Origin of the sequence: Comamonas sp. Y33R10-2 (assembly GCF_019355935.1) — a bacterium.
Classification (GTDB): Bacteria; Pseudomonadota; Gammaproteobacteria; order Burkholderiales; family Burkholderiaceae_C; genus Comamonas.
Window position 1 is genome coordinate 2,970,982 of the sequence record NZ_CP079925.1, and the last position, 14,381, is coordinate 2,985,362.

The 14,381-nt window shown below is 58.2% G+C and carries 16 protein-coding genes; 9 read left to right on the forward strand and 7 right to left on the reverse strand.

Annotated features, from left to right (window positions below; translation table 11 throughout):
- Nucleotides 1-37 precede the first annotated feature (37 nt).
- Entirely contained in the window at nucleotides 38-1,219 is a 1,182-nt protein-coding gene (locus tag KUF54_RS13265) for a PLP-dependent aminotransferase family protein (RefSeq protein WP_219343267.1), read from the reverse strand.
- A gap of 442 nt (nucleotides 1,220-1,661) precedes the next feature.
- Between KUF54_RS13265 and KUF54_RS13270 the strand changes: the two genes are divergently transcribed.
- On the forward strand, nucleotides 1,662-3,125 hold the full coding sequence (locus KUF54_RS13270; protein ID WP_219343268.1) for a PLP-dependent aminotransferase family protein: 1,464 nt from the start codon (nucleotides 1,662-1,664) through the stop codon (nucleotides 3,123-3,125).
- On the opposite strand, the gene KUF54_RS13275 is transcribed toward KUF54_RS13270, so the two are convergent.
- From KUF54_RS13275 to KUF54_RS13285, 3 genes are read right to left on the reverse strand one after another with little or no spacing between them, the layout of a single operon-like run.
- The gene (locus tag KUF54_RS13275; RefSeq protein WP_219343269.1) at nucleotides 3,122-3,952 is read right to left on the reverse strand and encodes a ChbG/HpnK family deacetylase; all 831 of its coding nucleotides are present in this window, start codon (nucleotides 3,950-3,952) and stop codon (nucleotides 3,122-3,124) included. The genes KUF54_RS13270 and KUF54_RS13275 overlap by 4 nt on opposite strands.
- Nucleotides 3,949-4,362 (reverse strand): GtrA family protein, encoded by a 414-nt coding sequence (locus tag KUF54_RS13280; RefSeq protein WP_219343270.1) that lies wholly within the window; start codon nucleotides 4,360-4,362, stop codon nucleotides 3,949-3,951. The genes KUF54_RS13275 and KUF54_RS13280 overlap by 4 nt, the downstream gene beginning before the upstream one ends.
- Nucleotides 4,362-5,366 (reverse strand): glycosyltransferase family 2 protein, encoded by a 1,005-nt coding sequence (locus KUF54_RS13285; RefSeq protein ID WP_219343271.1) that lies wholly within the window; start codon nucleotides 5,364-5,366, stop codon nucleotides 4,362-4,364. The genes KUF54_RS13280 and KUF54_RS13285 overlap by 1 nt, the downstream gene beginning before the upstream one ends.
- A 140-nt stretch (nucleotides 5,367-5,506) precedes the next feature.
- Between KUF54_RS13285 and KUF54_RS13290 the strand changes: the two genes are divergently transcribed.
- On the forward strand, nucleotides 5,507-6,985 hold the full coding sequence (locus KUF54_RS13290; protein WP_219343272.1) for a glycosyltransferase family 39 protein: 1,479 nt from the start codon (nucleotides 5,507-5,509) through the stop codon (nucleotides 6,983-6,985).
- A 54-nt stretch (nucleotides 6,986-7,039) separates the two neighbouring features.
- On the opposite strand, the gene KUF54_RS13295 is transcribed toward KUF54_RS13290, so the two are convergent.
- From KUF54_RS13295 to flgA, 3 genes are all read right to left on the reverse strand, one after another.
- Nucleotides 7,040-7,402 (reverse strand): hypothetical protein, encoded by a 363-nt coding sequence (locus KUF54_RS13295; RefSeq protein ID WP_219343273.1) that lies wholly within the window; start codon nucleotides 7,400-7,402, stop codon nucleotides 7,040-7,042.
- 33 nt (nucleotides 7,403-7,435) lie between these two features.
- Complete coding sequence (gene flgM, locus KUF54_RS13300; RefSeq protein ID WP_219343274.1) at nucleotides 7,436-7,750, reverse strand: flagellar biosynthesis anti-sigma factor FlgM; 315 nt, start codon at nucleotides 7,748-7,750, stop codon at nucleotides 7,436-7,438.
- Between the two features lie 119 nt (nucleotides 7,751-7,869).
- Complete coding sequence (flgA, locus tag KUF54_RS13305) at nucleotides 7,870-8,637, reverse strand: flagellar basal body P-ring formation chaperone FlgA (RefSeq protein ID WP_219343275.1); 768 nt, start codon at nucleotides 8,635-8,637, stop codon at nucleotides 7,870-7,872.
- 205 nt (nucleotides 8,638-8,842) lie between these two features.
- On the opposite strand from flgA, the gene flgB reads away from it, so the two are divergent.
- The 7 genes from flgB to KUF54_RS13340 all read left to right on the forward strand — a co-directional run bounded on the left by flgB (nucleotide 8,843) and on the right by KUF54_RS13340 (nucleotide 14,381).
- Nucleotides 8,843-9,274, forward strand: coding sequence for a flagellar basal body rod protein FlgB (gene flgB / locus KUF54_RS13310; protein ID WP_219343276.1), 432 nt, complete (start codon nucleotides 8,843-8,845; stop codon nucleotides 9,272-9,274).
- A 16-nt stretch (nucleotides 9,275-9,290) separates the two neighbouring features.
- Nucleotides 9,291-9,695 carry a flagellar basal body rod protein FlgC gene (gene flgC, locus KUF54_RS13315; RefSeq protein WP_219343277.1) on the forward strand — a complete coding sequence of 135 codons (405 nt, stop codon included), beginning with the start codon at nucleotides 9,291-9,293 and terminating at the stop codon, nucleotides 9,693-9,695.
- A gap of 16 nt (nucleotides 9,696-9,711) precedes the next feature.
- Nucleotides 9,712-10,377, forward strand: coding sequence for a flagellar hook assembly protein FlgD (locus KUF54_RS13320; RefSeq protein WP_219343278.1), 666 nt, complete (start codon nucleotides 9,712-9,714; stop codon nucleotides 10,375-10,377).
- A gap of 49 nt (nucleotides 10,378-10,426) precedes the next feature.
- Nucleotides 10,427-11,680: a flagellar hook protein FlgE gene (gene flgE, locus KUF54_RS13325; protein ID WP_219343279.1), complete on the forward strand. Its 1,254-nt coding sequence runs from the start codon at nucleotides 10,427-10,429 to the stop codon at nucleotides 11,678-11,680.
- 158 nt (nucleotides 11,681-11,838) lie between these two features.
- On the forward strand, nucleotides 11,839-12,579 hold the full coding sequence (locus tag KUF54_RS13330) for a flagellar basal body rod protein FlgF (protein ID WP_219343280.1): 741 nt from the start codon (nucleotides 11,839-11,841) through the stop codon (nucleotides 12,577-12,579).
- Between the two features lie 138 nt (nucleotides 12,580-12,717).
- Nucleotides 12,718-13,500 carry a flagellar basal-body rod protein FlgG gene (gene flgG, locus KUF54_RS13335; protein WP_219343281.1) on the forward strand — a complete coding sequence of 261 codons (783 nt, stop codon included), beginning with the start codon at nucleotides 12,718-12,720 and terminating at the stop codon, nucleotides 13,498-13,500.
- A 170-nt stretch (nucleotides 13,501-13,670) separates the two neighbouring features.
- Entirely contained in the window at nucleotides 13,671-14,381 is a 711-nt protein-coding gene (locus tag KUF54_RS13340) for a flagellar basal body L-ring protein FlgH (protein ID WP_219343282.1), read from the forward strand.

Genomic DNA, 14,381 nt, shown 5'->3' on the forward strand with positions numbered 1-14,381 from the left:
GAAGTGCCGGTTTGGAAGGCGCGGAGCGCCTCAGGGCTTATGCGTAAGCTTTAATGGCGTCAGCCAAGGCGGCTACGCCCTGGTTGATCTGCTCTGTAGAGACCGTCACATAAGACAGGCGCAGAGTATTGGTCTGCGCATCGCCTGCGTAGAAAGGAGCGCCGGGCACAAAGGCCATATTGCGCTCCACGGCCTTGGCCAGCAGGGCTTGTGCGTCCATGCCTGCGGGCAGCGTCAGCCACAGGAACATGCCGCCGACGGGGCGAGTCCATGTCACGCCCAAGCCTGCCATTTCGCGCTCTAGCGCCATCAGCATCACGTCGCGCTGCACCTTGTACATGGCGCGGATGGTGGGCACATGGCGGTCGAGGAAACCGTCCTTGATCACCTCGGCCACCACGCGCTGGTTAAAGCTGGGGGTGTGTAGGTCAGCGGCTTGCTTGGCCTGAGTCAGCTTGCCGTACACGGACTTGGGCGCCACGATGAAACCAATGCGCAGGCCGGGGGCCAGCACCTTGGAGAACGAGCCCATGTAGATCACGCCTTCGGGGTTGCGTGCAGCCAGCGGCAAAGGGGGTTCCTGCTCGTACCAGAGGTCGCCGTAGGGGTTGTCTTCGACCAGAGGAATGTTCAACTCCTTGGCCTTTTCCACCAGTGCCTGACGGCGTGCATCGCTCATGGTGCGGCCGGTGGGGTTTTGGAAGTTGGGCAGCACATAGGCCATGCGAGCCTTGTCAGCGCCGGAGCCTACCTTGGCGGCAAAGTCGGCAATCACCATGCCTTCGTCATCGCTGTCCACGCCTTCGGCCACTGGCTCTGTGGGGGCGAATGCCTGCAGTGCACCGAGATAGGTGGGCTTTTCCACCAGCACGCGGCTGCCCTTGTCGAGGAAGACCTTGCCGATCAAGTCCAGCGCCTGCTGGCTGCCGGTGGTGATCAGAATTTGCTCGGGGTCCACATTCCAAGGCAGGAAGTCAGCAATCGCCTGACGCAGCGGGGCAAAGCCTTCGGTTGTGGAGTACTGCAGGGCGGCCGCGCCGTCACGCTGCATCACGGTCTGGCAGGCCTGCGTGAAAACGTCCAGCGGGAAGGCCTTGGGTGAGGGCAGACCGCCAGCCATGCTGATGATGCCGGGGCGGTCAGTCAGCTTCAGGATCTCGCGGATAGCGGAGGAATTCATCTTGGCAGTGCGTGCTGCCAGTGTCCATGTTGTCGTCATAAACAAATCTCGATCTCTACGATGCCTGCCCGCAAATGGGCTGGCTGAATGGGGTCTCATGCTGTGCTGCAGCAGCACTGGCTAGCGTTCGCTAAGCGTTAACTAGCGCAGGGACAGAGCTCCAGCATAAAGGTTTATTTTGTCGCGGCCAGCTTGCCTGTGCGGGTTGGCGGGCAATTGCTTCTAACTGCGACGAGCTTGCGATGGGATGGTTTGCAGCATGTGGGGCTGCTGGCCACGACCAAAGCGCTAGCAAAGCGTTGCCAAGTCCCTGTGTAGAGGGCGGCCAAGCGAGTTTGATGGCTTCAATATACGCGTCAGACCATTACAGTGCCAATACAGACAGTCTTACAATTATTTCTTCTGTATTGGTCTTGGGTTCAATACAGCTCGCTGCCTTATTTCGCTACTTTCACTGCCAATTCACTGTTAACTCACGGCTATGTCTATTTCACTTTCGCGCCAAGCCGCTTTGACTTTGACCGAGCAACTGGCAGATCGTCTGGCTGAGCGAATCCGTATGCGTTTGTTGCCCGCCGGCGCGCGCCTGCCTTCGGTGCGTGAATGTGCGCGTCAGCAAGGGGTGAGTGCTTATACGGTGGTGGCCGCTTATGACTTGCTGCAGGCGCAGGGCTTGGTTGAGGCCAGACCGCAGCGCGGCTTTTTTGTGCGAGATTTTGTGCAAAATCCGCTTCAGGTCCAAGAAGTTAAAGCACGTGACGCTATTAAAAATGTAGCGAGCGAGACGCCGCTAGGACTGCCACCCGGATCCCGCATCAATGCCTCCATGCTGATTCGCGGCATGTTTGTGGAGAGTGTGGCTGGCAAGCCCCAACCCGGCGCAGGCGTGCTTCCTGCCGAGTGGCTGGATGCGAGCTTTCTCGTGGCCGCCATGCGCAAAGTCACCAGTGGGCCGGCGCTGCGTGAATCGCTGGTGCGCTATGGCGAGCCCATGGGCGACAGCCGCTTGCGTGAAGCCCTGTCACTGCGCATGCAGCGCATAGGCATTGCAGCGGCGCCCAGCCAGATCATCACCACCATGGGCGCAACGCAGGCGCTAGATATCGTCAGCCGCGCCCTGCTGCAGCCGGGCGACCCGGTGATGGTGGAGGAACCCGGCTGGGCAGTGGAATATGCGCGGCTGGCTGCCATGGGCATGCGCGTGCTACCCGTGCCGCGTGGGCCGGAGGGCCCAGACATGGCGGTGATGCAGCGCTACTGCGAAACCATGGCCCCTAAGCTTTATGTCAGCGTCAGCGTGCTGCACAACCCCACGGGTTACAGCCTGAGCGCAGCCAGCGCGCACGAGGTGCTGCAGATGTCCCAGCGCAACGGTTTTTATGTGGTGGAAGACGATAGCTACTGCCACATCGCCCCCGACCACGCCCCGCGCGTGACGGTGCTGGACCGCCTGCAGCGCAGCATCTACATCAGCGGCTTTGCCAAAGTGCTGGTACCCAACTGGCGCTTGGGCTATATGGCTGCACCGCCTGAATTGGTGGAAAGGCTGCTGGACACCAAGCTCCTCTCAACCCTTTCAACCCCGACCCCCATGGAGCAGGCGCTGGCCCTGTGCATGGAGCAAGGCCAGTTGCGCCGCCATGCTGAGCGGCTGCGCCAGCATCTGGCCAAGGCCCGCACCCGCAGCGTGGCGTTGGCGCAAGCAGCAGGCTGCCGCTTTGTGGCCGAGCCTGCAGGCATGTTTGGCTGGGTAGATACGGGTGTGGATACCGAGGCGCTGACCCAGTTGCTGCTAGATGAGGGCTACATGATTGCGCCGGGTGCTATGTTCCACGCCAGCAGAGGATCGAGTGCCTGCATGCGCATTAACTTTGCGACCACCCAGGACGCGGCCTTCTGGCGGGTGTTTGAGAGAGTCGTGGCAAAAATGCGCGAGCCATCTTAAAAGTTCTTCACGGGGCCTTGGTGAATGCGGCAGTGATTGCGCTCAAGCAACGCGCCAAAGGCGTCAGACATCAGGTATTCAAACTCCACAGGGCGTTGCTGGGCAATCGCATCGCCTTTGACGATTCCACTGGCCGGGTGGCACATCAGCAAGCCGCCATTGGCCATATGCGGTAACCAGCCGGCCATTTGCGCGCCGTAGGTCGCGGCGTCAGGGGCGTCAAAACCGTAAACGCCGCCAAAGCCCTTGTTCATGGGGATGGCTGCCTTGCGCAACTGCCGGGTCGCCGCCCAGCCGCCCAGCAGCGCAATGATGGCGGCTTTGGGGCTGCGCCACAGACCGGCTGCGGGCGCTGTGGAGCGTACCCAAGGCCTTTCATGCGCGCTGTAGCGGGACTGCATTTCTTTAAGCATTGCAGTGCGCAGGCCGGGCAACTGGTGCACATGCTGGTGGCCATCGATAAAGTCTGGCGGCGTGCCCATGGCTTGCTCAAAGGCGTCTAGCTGTTCGCGCCAGGCTGTGCGCATTTGCGCTGCCGAGATTTGATGGCTATAGGCCTGACGGATGACCTGCCCCAGCGCCTGCGCCGCGTGCTGGCCGCCATGGCCTTCGGTCAGGTTGAAGTGTAGACCCACGCTGAGCAAGGGGCGCAGTGGTTTGAGTGCAGGCGCAGCTTGCAGCCAGTGCGGCGAGGTGCTCATGCAACTGGTGGCAGACAGGCGGCCTGCGCGGGCCAGTTGCTGCACGGCGTCATCGACCAGCGGGTGCAGGGCGTAATCATCAGCGCACAGCATGATGGAGCGAGAGGTGGAAGCGGTGTAGCTCATGTACTGCTGCGTGCCCGGAAGGCCCAAAATTTACTCATCACAAAAGTGCCCATAGCGACGATGACCAGCACGCCAGCCAAACTCCAGAAGTAATGCCAATGCAGCCAGTGCAGGGCAAGGTAGTAGAGCAGCTCATTGGTGATAAAAGACAGGCAGGCCACGGCGAAGTACTTGCCAATCACCGCCCAGCCGTGTACTTGCGCTCTTGAAAATGTGAGCAGGGCGTGGCCGTTGTAGCTGACGATGAAGGCCACTAAAAAGGCAAATACATTGGCGTGTAGCGGCGCTAATCCTGCGAACGTAACCAGCAAGCCGACCACGGCCAAATGGGTGGCAGCCGCTGCGCCACCGACCAATACAAACTGAATCAGCTGCGGCAGACTGCGCAGCCTCTGGAGCAAAACATTCATTACGACTTATCGCGCAACGGGCTGCGGTCTTCGTCGTGTGCGACTAGATAAATGGGGCGGCGTTTCACTTCTTCATAGATTCGCCCAATGTATTCGCCCAGAATGCCGATGGACAGCAGCTGCACGCCTGAGAAAAGCATGATGCTGGCAGCCAGCGTGGGCCAGCCATCTAAAGGGTTGCCGAAGAACAGCGTTTTCACTGCAATCCACAGTCCATAAGTCAGCGCTAGTAGCGAAATACCTGCACCGACCATGCTCCAGATACGCAGGGGCATGGTCGTAAATGAGGTGAGCCCCAGCAAGGCCAGTGAGCCCAAGCGGCGCAGGTTAAAGCTGGAGCTACCCGCGGCGCGGTTTTTGGGGACAAAGGGTAGGGCCACGCTTTTGAAGCCGACCCAGGCGTACAGGCCCTTCATGAAACGATTGTTTTCAGGCAAAGCTTTGAGGGCATCGACTACCTTGCGATCCATCCAGCGGAAGTCGCCTGCATTGGGCGGCAGCTTGACCGCGCTGCCCGAGTTCATCACGCTGTAGAACAGGTTGGTGCCCATGCGCTTGGCACCGCTTTCTGCACCGCGGTCGGCAATCACGCCATAAACCATCTCGTAGCCAGACTGCCACAGCGCGTGCATCTCGCTGAGCATCTCAAGCGGGTGCTGAAAATCGGCATCAATCAACAAAACCGCATTGCCCCGTGTGTGATCAATGCCGGCAGACAAAGCTGCTTCCTTGCCAAAGTTGCGTGATAGAGCCAGATAACGCAGTGGCAGCTTTTGTGCCAAGCGCATGACCATCTCGTGCGTGCTGTCGTGGCTGCCGTCGTTGACCACGACGATTTCAAAATCCGGTGTCAGTGCTTGCACCGAATTGGCCAAAGCGAGCAAAAAGCTCTCGATATTGGCTTGCTCGTTATAAGCCGGCACCACGCAGCTCAGCCGCAACGGCTGACGCGGCAACTGGGCGGGCGGGGCTGCGGGTGCGTATTCGGCATGGAAGTCGGTCATGTTCTGATTCTCGCTATTCTTCGCTGGCCTATTCTGCTTGTAACGTTTTGTGTTGCAGAAAACACCCGTCGCTATACTCAATGGGCCGCTCAGGTTAACTGCAATTTTGCTTGTGCAATTTCCTCTTTTATGACTGTCTGATGCCCGCTGCGCAACACGAACCACTCGTTCTGTCTGGCCGTACTCTGGCCGTATTCTTATTGATCTTTGGCGTGATCTGGCTTGGCATCCATTGGGTGACATCGCTGGCTGCTCCCATGGATAACGTTGAACAATTGGTCTGGATTCGTTCGCTGGAGTGGGGCTACTACAAGCACCCACCCTTGCCCACTTGGATTGTTGCGGCAGCTGCAGCGATGGCCGGCTCCTCGATTGAGTTGACCTATGTGCTGGGCTGCATCGTTACGCTCGCAGGGTTGCTTGTTTTTTGGCGTTTGCTGTGCAGCATGCGCGGCAAACGGTATGCGACGGTTGCTCTGCTGGCGAGTCTGTGCATCACTTTTTATTGCGGGCGCCTGTACTACTACAACCACAACGTGGTGATGATGTTGTGGATCTCCATCGCAGTCGCTTTGACTTGGCATTTGACGCTGAAGCCGTCGCTTGCCGTTTGGGCGCTACTGGGCGTGGTTTCGGGGCTGGGGATGCTGAGTAAATATCAGTATGTGCTGGCGCTGGGGGTGATTGGCTTGTGGTGGCTGCGCATCGGTGCGTGGCGCAACCCCGTGCATCTCAAGGGAGTCTTGCTGGCGACGGTGGCGGGTTTGCTGACAATAGCGCCTCATCTGTACTGGCTAGCAATGCATGACTGGATGCCTATGCGCTATGCGGATCAGACCTCTTTGGGTCTGCAGCTCGATAGCCTGGCTCGCATGAAGAAATCTGGCTTGTTTGCGCTGGATTGGTTCTTCAACCGCGGGCTGCCCGCATGGATTGTGCTTGCTGTGGCGCTTTGGTGGGGGCGCCGCAGTGGCGACAAGTCCGAAGCAAATGCAGAGCGTGTGCAAGTGCGAACGCCCGAAGACAAGATGCTGCGTGAGTTTTGGCTGCTTTGGGGCATCGCTCCGCTGCTGTTTATCCTGGCGCTAGGCTTGTTAATGGGCTCTGCTTTGCAACTGCAGTGGGGCACGGCTTTTATGTTTTTGTGTGTGCCCGCGGTGATGGAGCTGCGCAGATCACCTCAGCGCTGGGGCAGTGCCGCAGACATACGAGCGGCTTGGGTGACGTTTGCGGCTTTGCAAGCTTTGATATTGCTGCAGTTTTGGCTGGGCTCACCCATGGGCATATCAGGCTACAAAAGCAGTCATCAAAACCATATACCGATGGCCAAAATTGTGGAGGGCATCGCTCCTGCCGCGCATAAGGCCTTGGGTGGCCCGGTGGACATCATCATTGGCCCGCAGGCTCTGGCGGGTCGTATCTCTTTAGCGATGCCAGAGCGCCCCCGCGTGTTTGTGGACCGTAACTTGCAGTACAGCCCTTGGATTCATAAAGAAGAGCTGCCCAACGCTCGAATCATTGAAGTGTTTGAGGGGGCAGATCCGCTGCCGCCTGGAGCCGTTCAAGCTTACGGGCGCTGGTCTTGGCGGCCTGTGAAGATCAGCGAGGGTGAGCAGTAAAACAAAAAAGGCGGACTCGAAGGTCCGCCTTTTTTTTATGATCATCAAAATTGATCAGCTAGTTGCGCGATAAATGCGTGCCCGGCCTGATTGAGAGGCGCCCCGTAGGCTGGTTGCGTACGTGCTGTCCTCTGCAGTAGGAATCAGCGCCTGTGCGCGGCGCTGGTTCAGCACGCTAAGGCGTGCGAGTTGGTCGCGCACCAAAGAGATGTTGCTATCGAGCTTTTGAGCACGCTCGCGCAAGGCGGGCGTCCAGTCATCGCTGGAGAAACGTTTAACGAGTTGAGAGAATGCCACCATGGCATCGCGCAGGCGGGTGCTGGACTGCTCCAGCACAGCGGCATCAGATGATTGCAGTGATGCCGAGACGGTCTGAATCACCGCATCCAGCGAGTCGAGCATTTCCTGCAAAGTCATAGTGTCAGCCTCTGTTCAAACGCTCAAACACACTCAGTGGCGAGCGTGAACCAAAAATTCTTCTGCGTTATCCAGCAGCTTGTCTGCGATGGCTTCGGCGTTGACGCGAAAGCTGCCATTGGCAATGGCTTCACGCATCGCCTTGACGCGGTCGGCATCAAAGTCGGTATTGGTACGGCTTTGGCTATCCAAGGCGCGAGCCGAGGAAGAGAAAGACACAGGAACACCGGCGGCTCGATCAGGAAGACCCTTGGTCGATTCTTCGGCAGCAATTGTCGTTGCAGATTTCGCAGCCTGCTTGGTCGCCGCGGGGGCTTGCGGCAGATCCGGCTTGTTACCTATCTTCATGCTGGTTCTCCAATCGCCCTGTATCGGCGTAGGGCGCTGTAGCCTTGCTTTCGGCAAGGGCGCGTGAAACTTGAGGAATTTTTGACATGGATTCAGAAAAGTGAGTCGTTGCTCTTGATTTACTGAACATAAACCACGCCACTGGCATTGACCGTTCCTGTCACAAGACGGCCATTATCCATGCGAACCCGAACTTGCTGCCCCTCGCCGCCGGCAGACATGGCCTTGCCTGAGGACGAAACGCTGAATGCGCCGCCGTTGACCATGACTTGCACGGGTGAGCCGGCGCTAAAGAGCGAGGGTGGGCGCACCATGTTCTGGCGCAAGGCCTGACCAGACGCCAGTTGGCGAGCGCTCACCATGCCAATAAAGTCCTGCGCATTGGCAAAAACAGGGGCGCTGTCTTCAGCCCAATCCACTTCGGAAAGGGCTGCGTCTTCGGCGCTTAGGATCTTGCCTGCGGGAATGTGGCCCTGTGCCACCCAAGCCGGCCCGTAGGCGCGCACGGTGATGGGCAAAAACACGTTCCACGGCACGCTGCCTTGCACGCAGCGCAGGCCCAGCCGGGTTCGACCCCAAAGGCGGCTGCCAGCAGGCAGATAAGGCTCTACCCGTGCACAAGCTGCCAAGCGCAGGCGTGAGTCGAGTTGACCCATCTGTACTTCCATGCGCAAGGGCATGCCGTTGCTAGTTGGCGGTGCATCAGCAGCAGGCTGGTGAAGAGCCGAGTCAATAAATCGCTGCCCGATTTGGCTGAGCTGCGCAGAGCCATCATCCGCTTGAGCGGCTTTGGCCAGCAGCAAAGCGCTGAAACAGAAGATCGCCCATGCCGCAGCCATGCCCTGCATGAGGCGCAGCGTAGAGCGGTAAGCGGGGCGAGCAAGCATCTATCAATCCTTGAGTGAGGCCTGCAGAAATAAGAGCAGCAGACCTTGGCTGCAAATATAGGTGCAGCAGCGCTTCGGCAATGGGCTGAAGTAGAAGCGCAATACCGCTTTCTTCGCGCTTTAGTTTTGCTGGGTGATTTTCATAATCCACGCATGCCGCAGTCTGTGGGCACTGGTGCATTGAATTTCTGAAAGCGAGGCCGCAATGCTGAACAAAATGACGGAACGACTGGACTTCCAGAGCGAGGCGCTGCTGCTGCGCGCTGAGCGCCAGCGTGCCATTGCCAGCAACATCGCCAATGCCGACACCCCCGGCTATGTGGCGCGCGACTTCAATTTCCGGGAAGCCTTGATGGCCGCCACTGGCACAGGCAAGGCTGCGATGCAGGCCAGTACGACCACTATGGCCACTAAGGCGGCGGCTGGGCATATTCCTTTGCAGGCAAAGACGTCGGATGACGCGCTCAAGGCACAGCTGGGCTACTCGGTCAACTCTCAGTCCAGCTTAGACAACAACACCGTAGATCTGGACCGCGAGCGTGCCAGTTTTGTGGACAACTCTGTGCGTTACGAAGCGACCCTGCGCTTCATCAATGGCCAGTCAAAAACCATGCTCAGCGCCATTCAAGGCCAGTAAGACCAGGAGCTTCACCATGTCGATGTTTTCCATCTTCAATATCTCGGGCAGCGCCGTCAGCGCCCAGTCGCAGCGCCTGAACGTGGTCGCCTCGAATCTGGCCAACGTCGATGCAGTGGCCGGCCCTGATGGCAGCGTCTACAAAGCACGCCAAGTCGTGTTTCAGACTGTGCCCATGGGCGGCGATGCGAGTGCGGGCGTCAAGGTCAACGCGATTAGCGAAGACAGCACGCCAGGCCGCCGCATTCATGACCCTAGTCACCCGTTAGCGGATGGCGAAGGCTATGTCACCCATTCCAACGTGAGCGCTGTAGACGAGATGGTCAACATGATCTCGGCCTCGCGCTCTTATCAGAACAACGTAGAAGTCATGAACACGGCCAAGTCGCTGCTGCTCAAGACTTTGCAAATGGGCCAGTAAGCCTAGGAACGCACCCATGATCTACGGAACAAACAGTGTCGATGGCAGCAGCACCGCATCCGCCGCGAGCAGCGTCAAAAGCTCGGTCACGGACGCCAATGAGTCGCAGGACCGCTTTCTCAAGCTCTTGGTTGCGCAACTCAACAACCAAGATCCCATGAATCCCATGGACAACGCTCAGATGACCTCGCAAATGGCGCAGATCAACACGGTGACAGGGATTCAGCAACTGAACCAGACCATGCAGTCCATGTCTGGCCAGTTCACCTCCATGCAGATGCTGCAGGGCACCTCCATGATCGGCCGCACCGTGCTGACCGAGGGCAATACCTTGGGTACGGCTGTGGATGGCAAGCAAACCGCTGCCTTTGATCTGGAAGGCCCTGCCGCCAATGTCAAGGTTCAGATCACCACCGCCACTGGCGAGCTGGTGGACACCATCGACCTCGCCTCTGGCACTGCAGGTCGCAACTATTTCACTTGGGATGGTGCCGCTAAATACAGCGGCGACAAATCTCAGCTGCGCTATTCGGTGCAGGCCGCCAATGGCGCTGCCGCCGTGGCGTCTACAGCGCTGGCGCCACATGCCGTGATTGCAGCCAGCGCGGGCAGCGGCAGCTTGATGCTTGAGCTCGATAACGGCAAAGCCATCGCCTACACGGGCGTCAAGGCCGTCTACTAAGTCGACGTCCCCATCTTTTACTGATTAACCGCCCCGCAGGAGAATAACCATGGGTTTCCAACAAGGCCTCTCAGGTCTGAACGCAGCCAGCAAAAACCTGGATGTGATTGGCCACAATATTGCCAACTCCAACACCACAGGTTTTAAATCCTCGCGTGCGGATTTTGCCGAAATGGTGGCCAGCGCCATCGGTTCGGCCAGCGGCCAGAGCAGCGGCATTGGCGTGAATGTGGCGGCGGTGTCCCAGCAGTTCCGTCAGGGCTCTCTGACCTCCACTGGCAACAGCCTTGATATTGGCATCAACGGCAACGGCTTTTTTGTGGTCAAGCAGGCGGATGGCAGCACGGCATACACCCGCGCGGGCAACTTTGGCCTCGACAAAGAGGGCAACCTCAAGACTGTCGATAACGACAATGTCATGGGTTATATGGTCGATCCACAGACCGGAAAAATTCAGTCAGGTGCCACTCCCGTGTCACTGAGTTTTCCAACGGGTCAGCCTATTCCTGCCAAGCAGACATTGACCGTGGGCTTGGAGCTGAATCTGGATTCACGCGCGGCGCTGGCTGCAGGCGATGCGACTGCGACGCCGCCTATTGCAGCCACGCCGCGTGCCACTTACGGCACTTCGCTCAATGTATATGACACACAGGGAACTGCCATCCCCGTGAATCTGTACTTTGAAAAAGATGCTACGGGTAATACTTGGAACATCTTCAACTCGCTGGATACGGCTGCAGTCTCCATCGGTCAGGCGACGTTCGATGCCAGCGGAAAACTCACGGGTGTCACGCCTGGAGCCGGCACTTCGCTGAATCTGAGCGTTAACGGCGGCACAGCCAATCCTAATGGCTTGCCGCCGTTTAATGTGGCATTTGACTTCGGTGGCCTGACCCAGTTCGGCACCAAGTTTGCAGTCAGCAGTCTTAAGCAAGATGGCTACACCTCCGGCGCGCTGACGGGCATCAATGTGGGGCGCGATGGCTCTATCGTTGCTGCTTACTCCAACGGTGTCACGCGAACCGAAGGACAGATTGCTCTGGCCGCCTTTACCAATACACAGGGTCTTGGCTCGATTGGTAATAACAAATGGGTGCAGACCGCCGATTCCGGCCCTGCACTCAATGGCTCTGCTCAGACCGGGACCTTTGGCTCTTTGCAGGCTGGTTCTCTGGAAGAGTCCAACGTCGATTTGACTGCAGAGCTGGTCAACATGATGACGGCTCAGCGCTCTTATCAGGCCAACGCACAGACCATCAAGACGCAGGATCAGGTGTTCTCGACCTTAGTCAATCTGCGCTGATTAAGGCGCTTAACTTTAACGAATCAACTGCACTGAAATAGGGGCGTGGTCCAAGCGAGAGACATCAAGCAAGGGCCGCCCCGCAGCGAGGATGTCGTTCCCCTCCCGCGAAGCGAGAGAGGGGGAAGGCGCGAAGCGACTCAGGGGGAGAAATCAGCATGGACAAAATCATTTACACCTCGATGACGGGGGCCAATGCGGCAGCGCAGCGTCAAGCCGTGCTCGCGCACAACTTGGCCAATGCCAGCACCAATGGTTTCCGTGCCGAGATGTCCACCTTTCGCTCGGTTCCGGTGCAAGGCAGTGGCGCAAGCACGCGGGTGTTTGCGCTGGAGGCTACGTCGGGTTACCAAGACACGCCCGGCCCCGCCCAGCGCACCGGTCGCGCCATGGATGCCATGGCCATGGGCCGCGCTTGGTTTGCGGTGCAGGGTATGGATGGCCAAGAAGCCTATACCCGCAACGGCATCTTTGAAGTCTCGCCGCAGGGCCAGTTGGTCAACAGCAATGGTCAGGCTGTGTTGTCCGATGGTGGTGCTCCGATTGATATTCCGCCAGAGTCCTCGATTTCGCTGGGTTCAGACGGCACGCTGACGGCCAAAAGTGGCAGCCAAATGCCGGTGGCGGTAGCGCGCCTCAAGCTGGTTACGCCGCCTGTGGATGAGCCTCTGGTGCGCGGTGATGATGGCTTTTTTCGCGCAGCGCAGGGCGATGCTTTGCCCAGCGATGCAACGGCGCGTTTGCTGTCGGGCTCGATTGAGGGATCGAACGTGAACACCGTCGAAACCATGGTCGGCATGATCGCCGCCTCGCGTCAGTTCGAGCAGCAGATGAAGTTGCTGCAAACCGCTGAAACCAACGACAAATCAGCAAGCCAACTTCTCAGCCTGAACGGCTGAAACGGATAACCCCTGAGTCGCTGCGCGCCTTCCCCAAGGGGACGACACCTTCGCCGCGAGGCGGCTCTTGCTCGGTGTCACTGGCTTGTGGTGTGTGAGTTGCCCGCTGAGTTCGGGTTCACTGAAAGGAACGAAAAAATGATTAATTCGCTGTTCATTGCCAAGACCGGCATGGAAGCCCAGCAAACCCAGCTGGACGTGATCTCGCACAACTTGGCCAACGTCTCGACCACGGGCTACAAGCGCGCTAACGCGGTTTTTGAGGATTTGATTTATCAAAACCTGCGCCAAGTCGGCTCGCAAACGACGGAGCAAAACCAGCTGCCCACGGGCTTGCATCTGGGTTTGGGTGTGCGCACCGTGGCTACCTCGCGCAACTTCTTGCAAGGCAGCTTGCAGCAGTCCAGCAATGCTCTGGATGTGGCCATTAACGGCAATGGCTTCTTTGAAGTGAATATGCCCGACGGCACCATTGCCTATACCCGCGACGGCTCGTTTCAGGTCGATGCACAGGGTCAACTGGTGACCTCTAGCGGCTTGCCAGTGGCCAATGGCATCACGATTCCGCAAGGCGCAACCAAGATTTCCATCAGCCATGATGGTGTGGTCAGCGCCACGATGGCGGGTCAGGCCGCGCCCCAGCAAGTGGGCAATATTGCGATGAGTCAGTTCATTAACGCTGCCGGTTTGGAGCCGCGTGGCCAGAACCTGTATGTGGAAACCGCTGCCTCGGGCCAGCCCCAGCAGGGCACGCCCGGCACCAACGGTTTGGGCACGATTCAGCAGGGCTATCTGGAAGCATCGAATGTGAACGTGGTGCAGGAGCTGGTGACCATGATCCAGACACAGCGTGCCTACGAGATGAATTCCAAGGCCATTCAGACTTCTGACCAGATGCTGGCCAAGCTGGCGCAGCTCTGATTTTTTACTATGAAATGACGAGCTATAAGTCTCGGTAATTCAATGGTTTCAATATTAAATATTGTTGAAATCAAAGAAAAACAAAGACTACAAGCTCTGTTTTAGATAGCGTGCCTTGCGGCGCGTCGCAGGCAGCTCGCTTACAGCAATGCCTGCAAAGGAATGCAGCCATGTTCAAAGCCATTGTTTCCCACAGCTCCTCAGTCTGTACGCTTGCCGCAGCGCTGCTGGTGACAGGCTGCGTGTCGCTCAATCCGCCACCGCCCGTGGATATGCCCTCCACCGCGCCCCCTGTTTTGCAGCCTCGACCTACGGCGCAGCAGGCTCCTGCCACGGGCAGCTTGTTCAATTCTGGTCGCTACCGCCCCATGTTTGAAGACCAGCGCGCGCGCATGGTGGGCGACTCGGTCACGGTAAATATCGTCGAGCGAGTTTCCGCCGGTCAAAGCTCAGACTCCAAAGTGGGCCGATCTAACGACATGAATGCAGGCATCAGCAACTTTCCTTTGATCAAGGGCAGTCTTGGCAAGGCGCTGACGGATAGCTTGAGCATGGGGGTCGAAAATAAGAACGACTTCAAAGGCTCTGGCGCAACGACGAGCAGCAACTTCTTTACGGGCTCGATTGCGACCACGGTGGTCGATGTGCTGCCCAACGGCCATTTGGTGATTGCGGGTGAAAAGCAAATCGGCGTCAATCACAACGTCGATGTGCTTCGCTTTACGGGCACCGTGGATCCGCGTTCACTGCGCCCGGGCAGCACCATCGCGTCCACGCAGGTGGCTAATTTGCGCGTTGAATCGCGCAGCCTGGGTCAAGCGGGTGAAGCCCAGTCAATTGGCTGGTTGTCACGGTTCTTTTTGAACGTTATGCCGTTCTGA